The organism is Streptomyces sp. NBC_00464, from assembly GCF_036013915.1.
Classification (GTDB): Bacteria; Actinomycetota; Actinomycetes; order Streptomycetales; family Streptomycetaceae; genus Streptomyces.
In genome coordinates this window covers 5,041,926-5,061,283 of the sequence record NZ_CP107899.1, presented here as the reverse complement: position 1 = coordinate 5,061,283, position 19,358 = coordinate 5,041,926, and the positions used below count along the sequence as shown (strand labels likewise).

The window sequence follows — 19,358 nt, the reverse complement described above, 5'->3', positions numbered from 1 at the left end:
CTGCCGCTCCTCGGAGACGTGGGGGAGGTTCCATGAGCACTGCTACGCGCGTGTCGTGCGGTCTAGACCAAGACCTAGATTATTGACGCAGCATGAACATGTCCAGACCAATGAGAGCTGGATTCCGGTTGCCTCCGAGGCGCCGGGCAGAAGGGTTCAGGCGCTGTCCCCACCACTGCGGCCGGTGTAGAACGCCACCGTCAAGTCCTTGACCAGGGACTTACGTTCGTAGTCGTCGAGCTCCACGAGGCCCCGGGCGGTCAGCCGGTTGACGGTGTCGTCCACTGCGTCCACCACCGAAGTCAGCACGCTGTCGCGGTGTTTGGCGTCGATGGCGGCGATCCGACGTCGCTGCATGGCCGCCGCCACCTCCGGCGCGTACTCGATTCCGGTCGGCTGTGCCGAGTACACCTCGATGCCGACCGGTTCGCAGTCCGCCTTCAGCATCCGGGTCAGCGCGTCGCCGACCGCCTCGGCGTTGCGCAGGGTGTGCGCGTCCTCGTGGAAGGCGTCGGCGGGCAGCTGGGACAGGACCCGCGCCATGGCAGCCTCGACCTGCTCACGCAGATACTCCTCGTGGTCCTCCACCCCCAGCGTCGCCCGCACCGTGTCCTCGACCCGCCACACGACGAGGACGACGACCCGCAGCGCGGTGCCGTTGGCGTCCATCGCGGGCAGCGGCTCACTGCGCCAGTGCCGCAGCCGTACGTCGACCCGGCGCCGCAGCAGCAGCGGGCTGACCCACATCAGCCCGGTCCGCCGCACGGTGCCCCGGTACCGGCCGAAGAGCGTGAGCACCCACGTGTACCCGACCCGGCCCCGGCTCAGACCACCGAGCGCGAAGAGCACCACGGTCACCAGCACCGCGAGCGCCGCCCAGGCGCTGATGGCGAGTCCTTCGTACGGTCGCGGGCCGACCCCGATCCGCGACAGCACCCGGGCCGGCAACGCCCCGGCCCACCACAGGACTCCACCGATGGCGGCGATCCCGCCGGCTGCGGTGAGCACCGCGACCCAGCCGGGCAGCGCCGGTCCGGGCCGCTCGTGGAGCCGGGGGTCGGCGACCGGCGCGGGCCTGGTCGAGGGCCGCACCTGCGGGGTCCTCGGCACCGGCGGCCGCCGGACACCGGCCGTCTGCTCGCCCCCGGGCGCCTTTCGTACGACGGTGGCGGGCACCGCCGTGGCATCGGCCCCTGCCTCGGCCTCCTCGCGGAAGAGCAGGTGCACGGGGATGGAGGCGGTGCGCTCGTTGGCGATGACCGCCTGGTGCCGGCCGGTGTCCACCCGGGCGTCGGTGCGGAATTCGCCGGTGTCCTCGCCGGTGAGCATCAGGGAGAGGGAGGCGGGGGCGAGCTCAGGCGCGGCCGCGGCGTGCGGTGCGTCGCCCCGGCCGGGAGCGGGCGCGGCGGCGTCGGGGGCAACGGCTCCCGGCCCGTACGTCGCGGATCCGGCCCCCGCCATGACGAGTACACCGGTCTCGGCGGCTGAGGCCGTTTCGCCGTCCGCCGGATCGCCGCCGGCCGACACGCCGGCCTCCGGCGCGGGAGCGGGCAGCAGGTCCGCGGCCTTCGGCACCGGGGCGCTCTCCGCCGCGTCCACAGCCGGGACGGCCTTCGGCACAGGGGCCGGGTCCGCCGCCGGAACCGACACCGAGGCCGAGGTCGCACCGAAGGAGGAGCCCGCGCGTTCGTCCTCCCCCGGCACCAGGTCGAGCACCAGGTCGACGACGGAGTCCGGCCCGGATGCGGGCACGGCGGACGGGCCGGCCGCGTACAGGACGTCCGCACCGTCCGAAGCGCCCGAACCGTCCGGCGCGACCGCGCCGACCGACGAGGCGGACGAGGCGGACGAGGCAGACGAGGCAGACGAGGCAGACAAACCAGACCCGTCCGTCACCCGCGACCTGGCCGACCAGCCGAAGCCGTCGGACCCGTCGGACCCGGCAGCCCCGCCGAACCCCGCCGACAGCTCCGACAGCTCCGAAACCTCCGAAGGCGTCGACACCCCCGGGGCCTCCCGGGCGGCAGCCCGCTCCCCCGCCGCGGCCCAGGCGTCCGTGACCCGGCCCGCTCCGTCCGGCCCCACCCATTCCCGTACCGGGACCGCCCCGTACCTCTCCTCCCCGTACTCCGGGTCCTCCCGGTTCTCCGGGTTCCCGGAGCTGTCCGACACCGTGGATCGCATTCCCGCCTCCGTCATGTGCGTCGTGTCACGCGAAGAGTCGCCGCCAGGTCTCCGGACCCGGATAGCCGTCGGCCTCCGTGCCTCGCCAGCCCTGGGCCTTCTGGAAGGCCTCGACGTTGCGTCGGTCCGCCTCGGTCCACCGAGAGCTGGGGCCCGACAGGTAGTACTTGCCGTATCCCTTCTTCACCAACTGTTTGCCGAGCTTGTCGACATGGCTGTTGGACTGACCCGGCCGGAAATAGCCCCGCCCGGGGAAGGCCGGGACCGATGTGGCGCCGTCCCGCCCGGTGGTGCCGCCCGCGGCAGGGATGTCGTGGCCGGTTCCGTTCGCCAGCAGGCGCCAGGTGTCGGGGCCGGGGAGGCCGTCGGCCTCCCTGCCCGTCCAGCCCTGGGCCTTCTGGAACGCCTGGGTCGCCTTCCGGTCGGCGCTGCCCCAGGCGGGGCCGGGCCCGACCTTGTAGAAGCGCTTGCCGCCCCGGTCGGCGAGCATCTTGCCGAGCCGGGTGACGGAGTCGTTCTTCTTGCCCGCGCCGAACTTCGCGGTACCCGGGAACGGCGTCGTCGTCGAGCCGCTGCCACCGCTACCGCTCGTCAGCCCCTTGTACCGGTAGGCGACGTAGCTGCCCGAGTTGGTCCAGTACGCCATGGGCGTCGTCTGCTTGCGGGTGTGCGGCTTGGTCTGCTCGTACGCCGTGTAATGGGTGTGCGTGTAGTCGGTCCAGCCGCCGAAGATCGTGACGTGCGAGCCCTTCCCGGGGTCGGCCGGGTTGTGGAAGAGCAGGATGTCGCCGGGCTGGAGATCCTCCCGGGCGATGCGCGTTCCGTACGTGGCGAGGCTGCCGGTCCACTCGTTGCCGGGCAGGTTCCAGGCCATCGACACATAGCCCGAGCAGTCCTGGCGGTATCCGTCCGACCAGTACTTCTCCATGCTGTACGGGACCTGCGCGGCGACCCACGTCTTCGCGCGGTTGATGATGTCGGCCCGGGTGGTCTTGCGCAGCGCGGGCGCACCCGCCTGGGACGCCGGTGGTCCCGAGGCCCCCGCCCCCTGCAACGGGCCCGGTCCGCCCTGCGGACTGTCCGGCCCCGGCTCGACCGGACCGGCCTCCACGTCGTCGGCCGCCACGCCGGTCACCGCGGCCGGGTCGGGCGCCGCCGCGGCGTCGACCGCCTGCCCCGGGTCCGTCACCGGGGCCGGGTCGGCCGCCGCGCCCGACGCCTCGGCGAGACCGGCGCTGAGCACCACTCCGGCCGCGGTGACCAGCACCATCGCGCGCCGTGCGCCGTGCGCGGCCGGATGTCCTCCGTATCGCGTCGGCAGTCCCGCGGCTGCGGTGCGCCGTTGCGCGGCGCATCCCGCACAGGTGCAGTCGATAGCAGGTACGTACTCCTTGAAGGCCGGCACAGTCATGCGATTCCCCTCCGCACTCGTCAAGATCTTTAGGCGCATCTGTACGGGCGTCAGTGTCTCAACTCTGCTGACATATCGCATTTTGACGGACAGAAGAGAAAAAACGACCATCCGACAGGCCGGGATGGAGAGGAAATGGTCAGGAGCACGGCCGGAGATCGGGTAGAGTTTTCCAGGTCAGCAGGCGCCGCTAGCTCAGTTGGTTAGAGCAGCTGACTCTTAATCAGCGGGTCCGGGGTTCGAGTCCCTGGCGGCGCACGCAGAGTCAAGGCCCCCTCACCACGCGTGAGGGGGCCTTGTTCGTTCCCGTGCGCCCCACCGCCCCGCACGGGTGTCACCGGGTGAGCGATTTGCTCACGCACAGTTCACTCACGCCTGACGGACAGCCACCGGTCGGCCGGCCGACGGCGCGACGGCCCCCCACACACCCCCGCATACGCCTCCACACCACCTCTCCACAACAGCCCCACAAATCGTGCATTTGAGCGGGTACTAACCCCTTTCACCCTTGCGATCGCGCCCGGGGTCGGCCAGTCTGTCTGGGGGTCTTCGGCGCCAACCACGCCGGTGGGACCCCTAGTTGAGAGAAACGGATGGGAATATTCCGGTTGTGTCCGATGCGAGGGGAAGGCGTAGTGCACCAGCAAACGCCGAGCAGGCATCATGCAACCGGAAGGACGCCGTTCCCTGTCCCGGGAAAGGCGACCCGTCACTGAACCGTCGGTCGCGTTCCAGGGGGACACGCGACGGACGAAACGACCGACCGACCACGCAGCCCCGCCTGCGTGCAGGGGGATGACCCATGACGTCGACGCCGCCAGGCGCCCGGCAGGACGACGACCCTTCCCGGACCACACAGCTTCGGATACCCCCGCAGCTGCGGACCGGGGGCCAGCGGCGACGGCAGAGGAAAGAGCTGCCGCGGTACGACTACGAGCACTACAGCCGGCTCGCCGGGCCTCTGACCCAGCCCGACCCCACCAAGCCGTACACCGTGAAGTACCGCTCGCTCCTCTCCCAGGAGCCCCACCGGATCCGGGCGGCCCTTCTGCTGGGCGCCGCCCCGCTCGTCTCGCTCGGCCTCTTCGCCTGGCTGATGCAGCCCGAGCACTGGACCCAGCGCGACCCGAACCTCAAGAACGACACGCTGTTGGTCCTCGACATCGTGATGCTGGTCTCGATCGGCCTGATCGAGCTCTTCCGCACCCTGAACGTCCTCTCCAACGCGCACGCCACACTGGTGGCGCGCGACCCCGTCCCCGTCGTGCCGGAGACCGGCACCCGGGTCGCCTTCCTCACCTCCTTCGTCCCGGGCAAGGAGCCCCTGGAGATGGTGACGAAGACCCTGGAGGCCGCCGTCCGCATCCGCCATCGCGGGCTGATGCACGTCTGGCTCCTCGACGAGGGCGACGACCCGGCGGTGAAGGAGGTCTGCCGGCGGCTCAATGTGCACCACTTCTCCCGCAAGGGCGTGGCGCACTGGAACCAGGCCAAGGGCCCGCACCGGGCGAAGACCAAGCACGGCAACTACAACGCCTGGCTCGACGCCCACGGTGACACGTACGACTTCTTCGCCTCGGTCGACACCGACCACGTCCCGATGCCCAACTATCTGGAGCGGATGCTCGGCTACTTCCGCGACCCGGACGTCGGCTTCGTCATCGGACCGCAGGTCTACGGCAACTACGACTCCTTCGTCACCAAGGCCGCCGAGTCCCAGCAGTTCCTCTTCCACGCGCTGATCCAGCGCGCGGGCAACCGCTACGGCGCCCCGATGTTCGTCGGCACCAGCAACGCGGTGCGGATCAGCGCCCTCAAGCAGATCGGCGGTCTGTACGACTCGATCACCGAGGACATGGCGACCGGCTTCGAGATGCACCGCGCCCGCAATCCGCGCACCGGCCGCAAGTGGCGCTCGGTCTACACCCCGGACGTGCTGGCCGTGGGCGAGGGCCCGACCGCGTGGACGGACTTCTTCACCCAGCAGCTGCGCTGGTCGCGCGGGACGTACGAGACGATCCTCAAGCAGTACTGGAAGGGCTTCTCCTCCCTGCCCGTGGGCAAGCTCTTCAACTACACGATGATGATCATCTTCTACCCGATGTCCGCCATGAACTGGATCCTCGCGGCGCTGAGTTGCGCGCTGTTCCTGGGGATGGGCGCCTCGGGTGTGCAGATCGACCCGACCGTCTGGATGATGCTGTACGGCAACGCCTCGGCGCTCCAGATCGGCCTGTACATCTGGAACCGCCGGCACAACGTCTCGCCGCACGAGCCCGAGGGCTCCGGCGGTCTCGCCGGCATGATGATGTCCGCGCTCTCGGCGCCGATCTACGCACGCTCGCTGATGGACGCCGTACTGCGCCGCAAGAGCTCGTTCGTCGTGACGCCCAAGGGTGACTCCTCCAGTCCGGACACCCTCTTCGGGACCTTCCGCATCCACCTCTTCTTCATCCTGGTCTTCGCCGGCTCCATCGTGGCGTCCTTCGTCCTCGGCCACAGCCACCCGGCGATGCTCACCTGGGCCGCCCTGGCGCTGCTGATCACCGCGGCGCCGATCTTCGGCTGGCGGTACACCGTGCGGGCCGAGAAGAAGAAGCGCCGCGCGGGCCCGCCGCCCGCGAGCGGACCACCCGCCCACGCCCAGCGGGCCGAGCCCCGCTGGGACGGCAACGAACAGACCATGCAGATCGCCCTTGGGGGACGTAAACCATGAAGTACCGTCCGAGCCGCCGTACCCGCCGCATGGCGATCAGTACGGCGGTGGTTCTCGCGCTCGCGGGGGCGAACGGGCCGTGGCTGTACCGCTTCAGCACCGAGCGCTACCACGCGTACAAGATCAACCAGCCGGAGTACAAGACGGCCAACGGCCACTGGGACTTTCTGGATGTCCCCTCCGATTTCCGGATCAACACGATCCACGCGGCGCTGCTGCACACCGGCAAGGTGCTGCTCGTCGCGGGCTCGGGCAACAACCAGAAGAACTTCGACGCGAAGAGCTTCCGGTCGGTGCTGTGGGATCCGGAGACCAACGCCTTCAAGAACATCCCCACACCCGAGGACATGTTCTGCGCCGGTCACACCCAACTGCCCGACGGCAGACTGCTCATAGCCGGCGGCACCAAGCGGTACGAGAAGCTCGAAGGTGACGTCACCAAGGCCGGCGGCCTGATGATCGTGCACAACGAGGACCCGGACAAGCCGATCACGCTGCCTGCGGGCACCCGGTTCACCGGCAAGGCCAACGGCAGGACCTTCGTCACCAAGGACCCCGTGCTGGTGGAGAAGGCCACCAAGGTCTTCGACAAGAAGACCGGCGCCTTCCTGCGCAACGACCCCGGGCTCGGCCGGATCTACGTCGAGGCGCGGCAGTCCGGCACGAAGTACGAGACGGGCACCGAGGACAACTACCGAATAGCGGGTCTGTCCGGCTCCGACACCCGCAACGTCTACGGGATCGCCCAGAAGCTGGCCCTCGACAAGAAGGACTTCCAGGGCATCCGTGAGGCCTTCGAGTTCGACCCGGTGGCGGAGAAGTACATCACCGTCGACCCGATGAACGAGGCCCGCTGGTACCCGACGCTCACCACGCTGAAGGACGGCAAGGTCCTCGCCCTGTCCGGCCTGGACGAGATCGGGCAGATCGTCCCCGGCAAGGACGAGATCTACGACCCGGAGACCGGGAAGTGGGAGTACACCGGCATCGTCCGGAAGTTCCCCACCTACCCGGCGGTCTTCCTGCTGAACGACGGCAAGCTCTTCTACTCCGGCTCGAACGCGGGCTACGGCCCCGCCACCGTCGGCCGCACCCCCGGCGTCTGGGACCTGGCGACGAACAGGTTCACCAAGATCCCCGGCCTGAGCGACCCGGACAAGATGGAGACCTCGGCGACCGTACGGCTGCCCCCGGCCCAGGACGAGAAGTTCATGGTGATCGGCGGGGGCGGCGTCGGCGAGTCCGACCGGTCCAGCGAGAAGTCCCGGCTGGTGGACCTGAAGGACGCCGACCCGAAGTTCAAGGACGGCGCCTCCCTGGACGAGGGCACCCGCTATCCGAGCGCGTCCCTGCTGCCCGACGACTCCCTGCTGGTCACCGGCGGATCCAACGACTACCGCGGCCGCGGCGGCTCCGATGTGCTCCAGGCCCGGCTGTACGACGCGAAGTCGGACACGTACAAGCGGGTCGCCGACCCCGCCGTGGGCCGCAACTACCACTCGGGGTCCGTGCTCCTGCCCGACGGCCGGGTCATGATCTTCGGATCCGACTCGCTCTACTCCGACAAGGCCAACACCCGGCCCGGGGTCTTCGAGCAGCGCATCGAGATCTACACCCCGCCGTACCTGTACCGCGGCTCACGGCCCGAGCTGACCGCAGGACCGGAGAGGATCGAGCGCGGCGACACGGCGGTGTTCACCACCAACCAGGCCTCGTCCATCAAGTCGGCGAAGCTGATGCGGCCGAGCGCGGTCACCCATGTCACGGACACCGACCAGCGCTCGGTGGCGCTGGACCTGAAGCAGACCGACGGCGGGATCTCGGTGACGGTGCCGAAGAACCGGGCGCTGGTGCCGTCGGGCTGGTACATGCTGTTCGTCACCGACGGCAGGGGCACACCGTCCGAGGGGACGTGGGTGGAGGTGCCGTAGGCGCAGGTCCCGTGGCACCGGACAGGACCTCTCCTATGCGGTGCCGCGGGCCAGGCCCAGCGCGTACGCGGGCCACCACGCGCCCGCCTTCGGGCCGCCCCGGCAGTCGCCGTCGGACTCGCCCGGCCGCTTGATCCAGAGGTACGCGTCGACCAGCTCGTCGCCCGTGGACGTCGTCGGCGTCTCGCCGAGGGCCCGCCCCGGCGGGTTGCACCAGGTCTGCGCGGGGTCGCCGCCGGTGTACGGGCCGTTGCCGTTGCGGCTGGTGTCGATCACGAACGGCTTGTTGCCGACCTTCGCCGACAGCTGCTTGCCGAAGTCCTTGCTGACCGCGGTGGTCCGGAAGTTGGAGACGTTGACCGCGAACCCGTCGGCCGCGCCGATGCCCGCCTGCTGCAAGGGCTGGAACAGCGCGTCCGGGGTGTGCCAGCCCGCGTTGCCCGCGTCCAGGTAGACACGGGTGTCCGGCAGCTGCTTGAGCCGCTCCACCGCACCCCTGAGCAGGTCGTAGCGCTCCTCGTGGAACTCCTGCGGGGTGCACCCGTCGACCAGGTGCAGCACCGCGTCCGGCTCCAGGATCACGGTCGCGCCGCGGTCGCCGATGCCCTTGGCGACACTCTCCAGCCAGGCCCGGTACGCGTCGCCGTCGGCGGCGCCGCCCTTGGAGAACTGCCCGCAGTCGCGGTGCGGGATGTTGTAGAGGACCAGCAGCGCCTCCCGGTCGGCCTTCTCGGCCGCCTCCGTGAAGCCCTTCGCCTCGGCCTCCGGATTGTCCGTGCCGATCCACTCGCCGACCGGCTGCCGGGCGATCCTTCGGATCAGGGCGGCGTCCTTCTCGTTGCCGTCCTCGGTGTAGCGGGCGACCTGCCGGGCGGCGTTCCCGTCGGGGTTGACCCAGTACGGATCGGAGCCCTTGGGCTGCTGCCCGATGGCCGCCGGGTTCTTCCCGCCGCCGGAGCCACCGTCACTGCCGCCGCCACCGCCGCCGCCACCGTCGCCGTCGCCGGAAGAGGTGCATCCCGCGAGCAGGAGGGCGGCGCCGGCCACGGCCGCGCACATCCCCCGCATGCCGAACCGGCCGTTGTGGCTGCCGTACATCCACTCCCCCTCGGGTGCGACGGCGGGCCCTGTCGCATCGCCGCCCATCCTGGCACAGGGGCCGGGACCGGCCCGGCCCCTCACGACATCGTCGAAGAGCTGTTACGGCGGGTTCACCACCCTCTGCCCGGCCTGTCCGCGTGCGGAGGGTGACCGGTTATCGACGTACCGTCAGAAATGCTCTGTGCGCCGGGAGTTCGCGCCCCCTACAGTGGGACGTGCGGCGGACCCGGACGCCACCGACCTCCCGTGTCCGCGCCGGGCCACTCCCGCGGCCCGCGCCCCGCGGTCGAGGACCGGCCCGGCCGGCGCCCGGAGAACCGGGCAGCCGGCCGGGCCGGGTACCGAAGAGGTCAGCCGCCGGCCGGCGCGCCCGCCTCCTTCTGCGCCGCCTCCTGAACCTTCTCCCGCGACTTCTCGCCCGTCAGATAGGCCGAGACGACGACGTTCGCCGTGTACGACTTCGACGCACGGTCGTACGTGCCGCCGCAGGTGATCAGCCGGAGCTCGGCCCGGCCGTCCTGGCGGGGGCCGTACGCCTTCTGGGCGTTGAAGCGTTCGCGGGTGAAGACCTGGACGTCGTCGATGGTGAACTCGGCGACGGTGCCGTCGGTCCGGGTCACCTCGACCTTGGCGCCGGGGCGGGCCGCGCTGAGCCCGTAGAAGACGGCCGGCTTGGTCTCGGTGTCGACGTGGCCGACGAAGAGGGCCGGGCCCTTGGCGCCGGGCTCGGTGCCGCTGCCGTACCAGCCCACCGTCTGGGGTGTGTCGAAGGACGGCGGTGTGATCGCCCCCTCCGCGTCCAGGCCCCGCGGGACCACGGGGGCCGAGATCCCGATCGACGGGATCTCGACGCTCCGCGGCGCGACGCCCTCGATCGGGTCATGGGCCGGGGGCAGCGGCACGCCGAGGGGTCGCCCGACCGCGGCGACATCGCCGGTGGTCGGGGCGGAACTGGCGCCGGAGCCGCCGGTGATGCCGCGGCCCCAGAGCCACAGGCCCAGCAGCAGCACGGCCCAGGCCACTCCGGTGAGCAGCCTGCCGTGCCCCGCCGGGCGGTCCGAGGCGGACACGTCAGTCGGCGGCCGGGCGGCGGCGTCGCACGCTGCGGAAGGCGACGGCGACGGCCGCGACGGCGGCCAGGGCGAGGCCGATCACCGCGTGAACGGTGCCGGGTCCGTCCTGCTGGGCGGCCTGGTCGGCGAGTACGGCGGTGCCTCCGCCACCCGCGCGGACCGGGGCGACGGGCATGGGCCGGTTGCGGTGGACGACGGTCAGGACGGCGGACACCTTGGTGTGCTTGTCGTCCTTGCAGACGGCCTGGACGTCGTAGTCGCCGGGCTCGGCGTCCGAGCGGACCCGGGCCTCGGCGAAGAGCGTCCGGTCGTCACCGGGCGAGAAGCGCGCCTCGGAGACGAAGGCGTCGGAGCTCCCCTTGGCCTCCTTGCCCTTGCAGCCGGCGACCTCCAGGTCGACCTCACCGCCCGGGGAGACGGAGGACGGGGAGACGGTGAGGGTGGCCCGGGACCGTGAGTCCTCGTGGTCGGAGTCGGAATTGGCCAGGGCGACGGAAGCGGGCATCAGGGTCGCCGCGACCACCGCGGCGGCACAGAACGTGAGGGGTATTGAACGCATCGTGAACCTCCTTATGGAAGGTTCACGCGGCCACCGGCTTTCCGCATCCGCAGGGGCCGGGCACTGGGCCGGTGGAGTGTGGGGGCAGCGGCCGTACGGGCCGCTGCCCCGCCCCCCGGGTCCGGGTCCGGCGTCAGCTCACGTCGATGAGCTCGACCAGGTCGGCGATGGATTCGACGACCGTGGACGGCCGGAACGGGTACTTGTCGATGTCCGCCACCGTGGTGAGCCCGGTCAGCACCAGGAAGGTCTGCATGCCCGCCTCAAGACCGGCGAGCACATCGGTGTCCATCCGGTCGCCGATCATGGCGCTGGACTCGGAGTGGGCGCCGATCGCGTTGAGCCCGGTGCGCATCATCAGCGGGTTGGGCTTGCCCGCGAAGTACGGGGCCTTACCGGTCGCCTTGGTGATGAGGGCGGCGACGGAGCCGGTCGCGGGCAGCGGGCCCTCGGCGGAGGGGCCGGTCTCGTCCGGATTGGTGCAGATGAAGCGGGCGCCGCCGTTGATCAGCCGGATCGCCTTGGTGAGCGCCTCGAAGGAGTACGTACGCGTCTCGCCGAGCACCACGTAGTCGGGCTCGTGGTCGGTGAGGACGTAGCCGATGTCGTGCAGCGCGGTGGTGAGCCCGGCCTCGCCGATGACATACGCCGTGCCGCCGGGCCGCTGGTCGTCCAGGAACTGGGCGGTGGCGAGCGCGGAGGTCCAGATGTTCTCGACGGGCACGTCGAGGCCCATGCGCTTCAGCCGGGCGTGCAGGTCGCGCGCGGTGTAGATCGAGTTGTTGGTGAGGACCAGGAAGGGCAGCCCGGATTCCCGCAGCCGCTTGATGAAGGCATCCGCGCCCGGGATCGGCGTCCCCTCGTGGATGAGGACTCCGTCCATGTCGGTGAGCCAGGACGAGATCGGCTTGCGCTCTGCCATGTGGGACTCCAGTTGCCGTACGCCAAATGCGGGGACGCCGGCGGCACCGCGTTGTGCAGCGCCGACGCCCCCGATTTTAGAGGGTCAGCCCCGGCCCCTGATCAGCCGGAGGTGATCCGCACACCGTCGACGACCCAGAACCAGTTGTTGCCCCCGGTGTACCGGAACCGGACCTGGGCGGTGGTGACTCCGGCCGGGACCTGAAGGCTGATCGATTCGGCCTTCGAGACGGTGTCCGCGGTGTACGTCCTCACCGTGACGGGCGTGCCTCCGTCGTAGGAGACCAGGACCTCGCCCTTCTGCGGGTCCTCCTGACGGTAGTGGCTGGTGTAGGCGAGGGTGGCGGTGCGACCGCCCCGGACCTGCCAGGCGGGGCTGATCAGGGTGGAGTCGAAGGTGCCCGTGTAGTCCTTGTCGACCCACTCGTCGCCGTCGGCGACCGCGAAGACGTTCCGGGCCCGGACATTGGTCTCGCGCCACTGGCCGCGTTCGGCGGAGGTCCAGAACTCATCGGTGGTGAAGGTCCAGCCGCGCCATTCGGTGACGCCGCCGGTGCCCATCGCGCTGTTGTCGACGGCCCATCCGGCGGGCGGGGTGTGGGTGAAGCCGACGACCGCGCTGCCGATGCCCGTCTCGTCGGCCCTGGTCTGCAACTGCGGGCGCAGGGCGTCGAAGGCGTCGGGGGTGGGCTGCTGGAGCGGCCGGCCGTCGAGTCCCCAGGCCGGGTTCACGGCTATGCCCAGGTGGGCGAGGGCGGAGGCCGCGACGTCCGGCATCTTGATGTCGTACCGGGTGGAGCCCGGGGTGATGGAGCCGCCGCTCGCCAGCAGGAAGGTCTGCCGCTCGGCCGCGCTGGAGCCGCCGTGGCCGCCCGCGTCGGTGTGCCCGTGGTCGGCGGTGACCATGATGAGCCAGTCCTCGGAGCCGTACGTGGACCGGCCCCGTACCGCCGCGACCAGTTGGCCGACCTGGGTGTCGACGCCGTGGATGGCGTCCAGGTACTGGCTGCTCGCGGCGCCGTAACTGTGCCCCGCGTGGTCGACGTTGTCGAGGTGGACGAAGACCGCGTCGCGGTTGCCGCCGGCCAGCTCGGCGGCGGCCCTGCTCGTGGTGCCGGTGTCGTACTCGGCGTCCGGGGTGGAGACCCGGGTGTCGACCTTCGCGGAGAAGATCGTGTCGGTGACCGGGTTCCAGGAGGCGACGGCGTACGTCGAGAGCGAGGGCTTCGCCGTCTCGATCCGGGTGAGGAAGTCGGGGTACTGCGCGAAGGCGTTGCCGGTGAAGGCGTTGTCCTTGACGTGATGCTTGTCGGGCCAGACGCCGGTGATGATCGTGGACCAGCCCGGACCGGACAGGGTGGGTGCCATCGGATCGGCGTAGAGCGGGCTGACCGAGGTGAGTCCGGCCGACATCAGTGCGTCGAGGTGGGGTGCGTCCGCGTCCTTGATCCTGTTCAGCAGGGCGCCGTCCAGACCGATGACCAGGACCTTGGGCGTACGGGCGGCGGCGCGGGCGGCCGTGGCGGTGGCGAGGGGTCCTGCGGCGGCGAGGGCGGCCGCGCTCATGAGAAGAGCGCGGCGGGACATGCCTGAGGTCACGAGATTCTCCGTCGGAGTGGTGGGGGCGCACGGGGAACGTGCTCACATCCCTGTTGGCCACAGGGGAGTTGAGCTTGGGCCTAGACCCGTTATCCTTTCGCGATGATCCGTCGGAGGTCCAGACCCCTGCGGTGAATCGTCCGGCAACGGTCAGCTTCCGGTGGCCGACTTCCAGGCGTCCACGTACGTGTCCAGGTTGGTCCCGATGTCGGACCAGTCCGGCTCGAAGACCTCGACCCCGTCCATCAGCTTGGTGAGCGCTGCCGCGTTGGCGTCGGTCGCCTCGATGTCCTTGCGGGCGGCGAACCCGCCGCCGATCTCGCTGACGTCCTTCTGGGCCTGCTCGGCGAGCATGAAGTCGAGCAGCTTCTTGCCGTTGGCGCTGTGCGGGGCCTTGGTGACCAGCCCGGCGGCGTACGGCAGCGCGAAGGTGGTGGGCTTGCCGCCGGCCTTCGCGGGGAACCAGATGCCGAGGTTCGGCATGTCCTTGGACTGGGCGTAGTTCATCTGGACATCGCCGTTGGCGGCGAGGAGTTCACCCTTGTCGACCTTGGGGGCGAGCTTGCCGGTGGAGGCGGACGGGCCGACGTTGTTGGACTGGAGCTTCTTCAGGTAGGCCATCGCCGGCTCCTTGCCGCCGAAGTCGTGCATGGCCTTGATGAGCACGGCCGTACCGTCACCGGCGATGCCCGGGGTGGAGTACTGGACCTTCTCGTCGTACTTCCCGTCGAGGAGCTCCTCCCAGGTGGCGGGCGGGGTGGTCAGCTCCTTCTTGTTGTAGACGAAGCCGAAGTAGTTGTTGACGACGGAGGTCCACTTCCCGTCGGACGCCTTGCCGGCGCTCTCCACCTGGTCGGAGCCGGCCGGCTCGTACGCCTGGAGGAGTCCTTTGGTGTCGGCCTGCTGGATGAACGGCGGGAGGGTGACGAGCACATCGGCCTGGGTGTTGGACGTCTCGCGGACGGCGCGCTGCACCATCTCGCCGGAGCCGCCCTCCACGTACTCGACCTTGATGCCGGTCTCCTTCTCGAAGTCCTTGAAGACCTTGTCGTACCAGCCGTCGCCGTTCTCGCCCTTGAGGCCGTCGGCGCTGTAGACGGTGACGACCTTCTCGTCGGACGCGGCCGAGGAGCCGCCGCAGGCGGAGAGGGTGGCGGCGAGGGCGAGCGCGCCGGTGACGGCGGCTAGGGGCCTGAGGTGGTTCTTGCGCATGGCAGTCGTATCTCCTGGAAGGGCGTGGCGTTGCGGGAGGTCAGCGGTAGGAGGCTCGGGTGCGGATGCGGGAGACCGCGAACAGCACGAGCAGCGTCGCCGCCATCAGGACCACCGCGACGGCCGCTCCGGTGAAGAGCGAGCCGCGGTCGGTGGCCGCGAAGATCTGCACGGGGAGGGGTGTCCAGTCCGGCGGGTAGAGCATCATCGTGGCGCTCAACTCACCCATCGACAGGGCGAAGCAGAGCCCTGCGGCCGCCGTGAGAGACGGCAGCAGGAGCGGCAGCCTGACGCGCAGCAGCACGTACGAGGGCCGGGCGCCGAGACTGGCGGCCGCCTGTGCGTACATCGGGTCGAGACGAACTGCCGCGGCCGAGACCGACGTGTAGGCGAACGCCGTGACAAGGACGGTGTGCGCGAGGATCACGATCCAGCGCGTCCCGTTGAGCAGCACCGGCGGCCGGCTGAACGCGACGAGTACGGCGAGTCCGACGACGACGGACGGCACGGCGACCGGCAGCATGAACAGTGCGTCGAGGAGCCGTTTGCCGCGGCGCCCCAGCGAGGCCGCGGCGAGCGCGGCCCAGGTGCCGAGGGTGAGGGCGGCCAGGCTCGCGGTGACGGCGGTGACCAGGCTCGTGGTGAGGGCCTGGAGGGAATCGCCCGCGGTGGCCGCGTCGTAGTGGTCGAGGGTGGGTCCGGAGGGGAAGGCGCCGGACCAGTTCGTGGCGAACGAGGCCGCGAGGACGACCATCAGCGGCACCGCGAACAGCGGGACGAAGAGCAGGAGGAAGACGGCCCAGGTGGCCCACTTCCCGGTACGGCTATGCACCAGCACGGCGGCTCACCGCCCGGTACAGGCTGTAGAGACCGACGGAGATCGCGATGTTGACGACGGCGACGACGCAGGCGGCCGGGTAGTCGGACTCCAGGATCGCCTTGCTGTAGACGAGCATCGGCAGGGTGGTAACCCCTTTCGCACCGGTGAAGAGCACGATGCCGAACTCGTTGAGGCACATCACGAGGACGAGGCTGCCGCCCGCGAGAAGCGCCGGGAGCGCCTCGGGGAGGATCACCTGCCGCACGATCCGGGCGGGTCCGGCGCCGAGCGAGGACGCCACCTCCAGCTGTGCGGTGTCGAGCTGGGAGAAGGCGGCGAGCAGGGGGCGCATCACGAACGGGGTGAAGTAGGTGATCTCGGCGAGGAGTACGCCCCACGGGGTGGTGAGGAAGTGGAAGGGCCCGTCGGCCGCTCCCGTGACGCCGGTCCAGACGCCGTTGGCCATGCCCGCGTTGCCGTAGATGAACAGCAGCGCGAGCGTGATCAGGAAGGAGGGGAAGGAGAGGAAGACGTCGACGAACCGGGCGACGGCCTTGGCGCCGGGGAACGGCACGAAGGCAATGACCAGGGCGAGGACGAATCCGAGGACGAGACATCCCACGGTCGAACCGGCGGCGAGCCACACGGTGGTGGTGAGGGCCGACCGGAAGGACGCGGAGGCGAAGACGTCGGCGTACGGCGCGAGCGAGGTACCGCCCTCGTCGGGGCTGAAGGACTGTTGGACGACGAGGAGGAGGGGGTAGAGGAACACGACGGCGAGCACGGCCACGGGGGGCAGCGCCCAGGCCGGACCTTTCCAGCCCGTCCGGCGTTTGAGGACGGGCCTGCCGGCGGACGCGGCCGGGCGTACGTCCCCGGTCACCACGCTAGCCATGGGACACCCCCGCCCCCGCGGGCAGCAGCACCCCGTCGTCCGCCGCGAAGTGCAGCGTCGCCTTGTCCCCCAGCGCGGGCGTCTCCCGCAGTTCGCGCAGGTCCGCCTTGATGCGGTGCCCGTCGACGTCGACGTACAGCCGGTGCGTGGACCCCCGCCACTGGACCTCCGAGATCGTCCCGGTCAGCGCGTTGGGCCCGTCCCCGAGCCCGACCAGATGCGGCCGGACGCAGAGCGTCGCGGTGACACCGCCGGCCACCGAACCCGTCGGCACGGCAAGCGCGTGCCCGGCGAAGTCGACGGTGTCGGCGGCCTCGGCGACGGTGACCGGGAGCAGGTTCGCGTTGCCGACGAACGAGGCGGTGAACTCCGTACGGGGACGCCGGTACAGCTCCTGCGGGGTGCCGCAGTCCTGGAGCCGGGCCTTGTCCATGACGGCGATCCGGTCGGCGAGGGTCAGCGCCTCGACCTGGTCGTGGGTGACGTACAGGATGGAGACGTCCGGGAGTTCACGGTGCAACCGGGCCAGTTCGGTCAGCATCCCGGAGCGCAGCTGGGCGTCGAGCGCGGAGAGCGGCTCGTCGAGCAGCAGGACGCCGGGGCGGATGGCGAGGGCGCGGGCGATGGCGACGCGCTGCTGCTGGCCGCCGGAGAGCTCGCGCGGGTAGCGCCTGGCGTAGTCCCCCATGCCGACGAGTTCGAGTGCCTCGGCGACCCGTCCCGGGATCCCGGCCTTGTCTGCCTTCTGCGCCTTCAGGCCGAAGGCGACGTTGTCCTGGACCCGCAGGTGCGGGAAGAGGGCGTACTGCTGGACGACCATGCCGATGCCGCGCTTGTGCGGCGGCAGGGCGGTGACATCGCGGTCGCCGATGAACACCCGCCCGGCCGCGGGCCGGACGAATCCGGCGACGGCGCGCAGGGCGGTCGTCTTGCCGGATCCGGAGGGGCCGAGGAGGGCCATGACCTCGCCGGGTTCGACGGTCAGGTCGAGCCGGTCGAGGACGACGTTGCCGCCGTAGGCGACGCTGACCCCGTCGAACCTGATGCCGCTGCGGACGGCTTCGGCCCCGCCCGTCATGCCTCGGCCCGCGCGATCAGGCCGGGCAGTTCGGCGACGGAGCCGAGGACGTGGGTGGCTCCGCTGCGGGTCAGCTGGTCCTTGTCGTGGGCGCCGGTGAGGACGCCCGCGACGATGCCGGCGCCGGCGCGTACGCCGCTGAGCATGTCGTACGAGGTGTCCCCCGCGACGACGGTCCGGCGGACGTCATCCACCGCCCCGGTGCGCAGGAACGCGGCGAGGACCATGTCCGGGTAGGGGCGGCCGCGGCCGCCCGCGTCGGCGGGGCAGAGGGTCAGGGCGACCAGGTCCTGCCAGCCGAGTGCGGCGAGGATCGCGTCCTGGGTGGCGCGGGCGAAGCCGGTGGACAGGGCCACGGTCCGGCCCTCGGACGTGAGCTCCTCGATGGCCTCGCGGGCACCGGGGACGGGGGCGATGCGGCCGCCGTCGACCAGTTCTCCGTACGCCTCCTCGAAGGCGGCGTTGGCCCGCTGGGCCAGGGCCTCCTCGCCGAACAGGTGGCGGAAGACGGTGATCTTGGACTCGCCCATGGTGGCGCGTACGTAGTCGAGCTTCCCGGCGTGGTCGGCGGAGCCGGGCTCCACGCCGAGGCGTGCGGCAGCGGCGGAGAAGGCCTGCTCGACGAGGCCGCCGTCGGCGACGGTGGTGCCCGCCATGTCGAGGACGATCAGATTCAGCTTGGAGTCGTGGTTCAACGTCTTCACCAGCCCAGTTCGTTGGCGGTTGTTTCGGCGATGGCGGGCGAGCAGGTCATGCCGCGTCCGCCGGGCCCGGTGACGAGCCAGACGCCGTCCCGCACCTGCTGGCGGTGGACGACGCGGGTGGTGTCGGTGCACTGGGCGTAGACCCCGGCCCAGCGGCGGCGGATCCTCGGCAGCGGGCGGCCGAGGAAGGACTCGACGACCGCGGTGAGGTGCTCGTAGGGCTCCTCGACGGTGTCGAAGGAGAAGGGGTGTTCGTACTCGTGGGTGTCGCCGATGGTCAGTCCGCCGTCGCGGCGCTGCACCATCAGGAGCTGCATCCGGTGCTCGGCGGCGGTGGGGGTCTGGGCCTGGCCGGTGTTGAGCGCGTCGAGCGCCTCGCCGCGGTAGGCCGGGTAGTAGCGGAAGCTGTCGGCGTCGGCGACGGAGGTGGTGAGCGGTTCGCCGAGCGGGTCGGTCTGCATCATCTGGAGGCGGACCCGGCGCACGGGCAGATCCGGTCCGGCCAGTTCGCGGACGAGGCCGCCGAGCCAGGCGCCGGTGGCGAGGACGACGGCGTCGCCGGTGTGGACGTCGCCGTGGTCGTCACGGACGGATGCGGTGCCGACGACCTCGCGCACCTCGCGGCCGCCGAGGTAGGTGTAGCGGCCGGAGGCCAGCAGCTCCTGCTTCAGGGCACGTTGGGCGGTGCGCGGTTCGACGGCCGCGTCCCGCTCGCACCACAGCGCGGCGGTGAAGTCGCCGCGCAGGGCGGGGTTGACCGCCCTGGCCTCACCGGCGGTGAGCAGCTTGTAGCCGCGGGCCGCCGCGTCGGGACGGGCGACGGCCGCTTCGGCGACGGCGGTCTCCCGTGCGGTGCGCACCGGGGTGAGCGAGCCGCAGGCCCGGAAGCCGAGTCCCGGCACCCGCTCACCGAGGGACTCCCACAGCTCGCGGGCGCGGAGCGCGGTCTCCAGCTCCTCGCCGCCGGCCCGGCCGCTGACCCAAATCTGTCCGAAATTGCGGAGCGATGCCCCGCGAGCCTCGCTTTCGCGCTCGATCTGTACGACCTCGTGGCCGCGTTCCACTGCGTGCCAGGCGTGCATGGTTCCCACCACGCCGGCTCCTACGACGATGACTCTCACGACGGCAACGCTCCTCGGCACGGGTGGCCTGAA

Annotated in this window: 15 protein-coding genes and 1 tRNA gene; 3 read left to right on the top strand and 13 right to left on the bottom strand. The window is 70.8% G+C overall.

Annotated elements, in window-relative coordinates; genetic code table 11:
* Window positions 1-156 precede the first annotated feature (156 nt).
* Both OG912_RS22795 and OG912_RS22790 read right to left on the bottom strand, forming a co-directional pair.
* Window positions 157-2,184: an SPFH domain-containing protein gene (locus OG912_RS22795; protein ID WP_327711026.1), complete on the bottom strand. Its 2,028-nt coding sequence runs from the start codon at window positions 2,182-2,184 to the stop codon at window positions 157-159.
* A gap of 25 nt (window positions 2,185-2,209) precedes the next feature.
* Entirely contained in the window at window positions 2,210-3,595 is a 1,386-nt protein-coding gene (locus tag OG912_RS22790) for a peptidoglycan-binding protein (RefSeq protein ID WP_327711025.1), read from the bottom strand.
* 184 nt (window positions 3,596-3,779) lie between these two features.
* Between OG912_RS22790 and OG912_RS22785 the strand changes: the two genes are divergently transcribed.
* The 3 genes from OG912_RS22785 to OG912_RS22775 all read left to right on the top strand — a co-directional run bounded on the left by OG912_RS22785 (window position 3,780) and on the right by OG912_RS22775 (window position 8,242).
* Window positions 3,780-3,853: transfer RNA gene (locus tag OG912_RS22785), tRNA-Lys, on the top strand.
* A gap of 544 nt (window positions 3,854-4,397) precedes the next feature.
* Window positions 4,398-6,311, top strand: a complete 1,914-nt coding sequence (locus OG912_RS22780; RefSeq protein WP_327711024.1) for a glycosyltransferase family 2 protein — start codon at window positions 4,398-4,400, stop codon at window positions 6,309-6,311.
* The gene (locus tag OG912_RS22775; RefSeq protein WP_327711023.1) at window positions 6,308-8,242 is read left to right on the top strand and encodes a galactose oxidase-like domain-containing protein; all 1,935 of its coding nucleotides are present in this window, start codon (window positions 6,308-6,310) and stop codon (window positions 8,240-8,242) included. The genes OG912_RS22780 and OG912_RS22775 overlap by 4 nt, the downstream gene beginning before the upstream one ends.
* A gap of 33 nt (window positions 8,243-8,275) precedes the next feature.
* On the opposite strand, the gene OG912_RS22770 is transcribed toward OG912_RS22775, so the two are convergent.
* The 11 genes from OG912_RS22770 to OG912_RS22720 form a co-directional block, all read right to left on the bottom strand.
* Window positions 8,276-9,340 (bottom strand): glycoside hydrolase family 6 protein, encoded by a 1,065-nt coding sequence (locus OG912_RS22770; RefSeq protein WP_327711022.1) that lies wholly within the window; start codon window positions 9,338-9,340, stop codon window positions 8,276-8,278.
* A gap of 353 nt (window positions 9,341-9,693) precedes the next feature.
* Complete coding sequence (locus tag OG912_RS22765; RefSeq protein ID WP_327711021.1) at window positions 9,694-10,413, bottom strand: class F sortase; 720 nt, start codon at window positions 10,411-10,413, stop codon at window positions 9,694-9,696.
* Window position 10,414: 1 nt separating this feature from the next.
* Window positions 10,415-10,975 carry a hypothetical protein gene (locus OG912_RS22760; protein ID WP_327711020.1) on the bottom strand — a complete coding sequence of 187 codons (561 nt, stop codon included), beginning with the start codon at window positions 10,973-10,975 and terminating at the stop codon, window positions 10,415-10,417.
* Between the two features lie 133 nt (window positions 10,976-11,108).
* Window positions 11,109-11,897, bottom strand: coding sequence for an HAD-IIA family hydrolase (locus OG912_RS22755; protein ID WP_326736347.1), 789 nt, complete (start codon window positions 11,895-11,897; stop codon window positions 11,109-11,111).
* Window positions 11,898-11,998: 101 nt separating this feature from the next.
* Window positions 11,999-13,483, bottom strand: a complete 1,485-nt coding sequence (locus OG912_RS22750) for an alkaline phosphatase family protein (RefSeq protein WP_327713512.1) — start codon at window positions 13,481-13,483, stop codon at window positions 11,999-12,001.
* 162 nt (window positions 13,484-13,645) lie between these two features.
* Window positions 13,646-14,707 carry a 2-aminoethylphosphonate ABC transporter substrate-binding protein gene (locus tag OG912_RS22745; RefSeq protein WP_327711019.1) on the bottom strand — a complete coding sequence of 354 codons (1,062 nt, stop codon included), beginning with the start codon at window positions 14,705-14,707 and terminating at the stop codon, window positions 13,646-13,648.
* A 40-nt stretch (window positions 14,708-14,747) separates the two neighbouring features.
* Window positions 14,748-15,545 (bottom strand): ABC transporter permease, encoded by a 798-nt coding sequence (locus OG912_RS22740; protein WP_327711018.1) that lies wholly within the window; start codon window positions 15,543-15,545, stop codon window positions 14,748-14,750.
* Entirely contained in the window at window positions 15,532-16,422 is an 891-nt protein-coding gene (locus OG912_RS22735) for a 2-aminoethylphosphonate ABC transporter permease subunit (protein ID WP_327711017.1), read from the bottom strand. Before OG912_RS22735 ends, OG912_RS22740 begins: the two co-directional genes overlap by 14 nt.
* On the bottom strand, window positions 16,415-17,500 hold the full coding sequence (locus OG912_RS22730; RefSeq protein ID WP_327711016.1) for an ABC transporter ATP-binding protein: 1,086 nt from the start codon (window positions 17,498-17,500) through the stop codon (window positions 16,415-16,417). The genes OG912_RS22735 and OG912_RS22730 overlap by 8 nt, the downstream gene beginning before the upstream one ends.
* Window positions 17,497-18,204: a phosphonatase-like hydrolase gene (locus tag OG912_RS22725; protein WP_327711015.1), complete on the bottom strand. Its 708-nt coding sequence runs from the start codon at window positions 18,202-18,204 to the stop codon at window positions 17,497-17,499. The genes OG912_RS22730 and OG912_RS22725 overlap by 4 nt, the downstream gene beginning before the upstream one ends.
* Window positions 18,201-19,325 carry a TIGR03364 family FAD-dependent oxidoreductase gene (locus OG912_RS22720; protein WP_327711014.1) on the bottom strand — a complete coding sequence of 375 codons (1,125 nt, stop codon included), beginning with the start codon at window positions 19,323-19,325 and terminating at the stop codon, window positions 18,201-18,203. Before OG912_RS22720 ends, OG912_RS22725 begins: the two co-directional genes overlap by 4 nt.
* Window positions 19,326-19,358 lie beyond the last annotated feature (33 nt).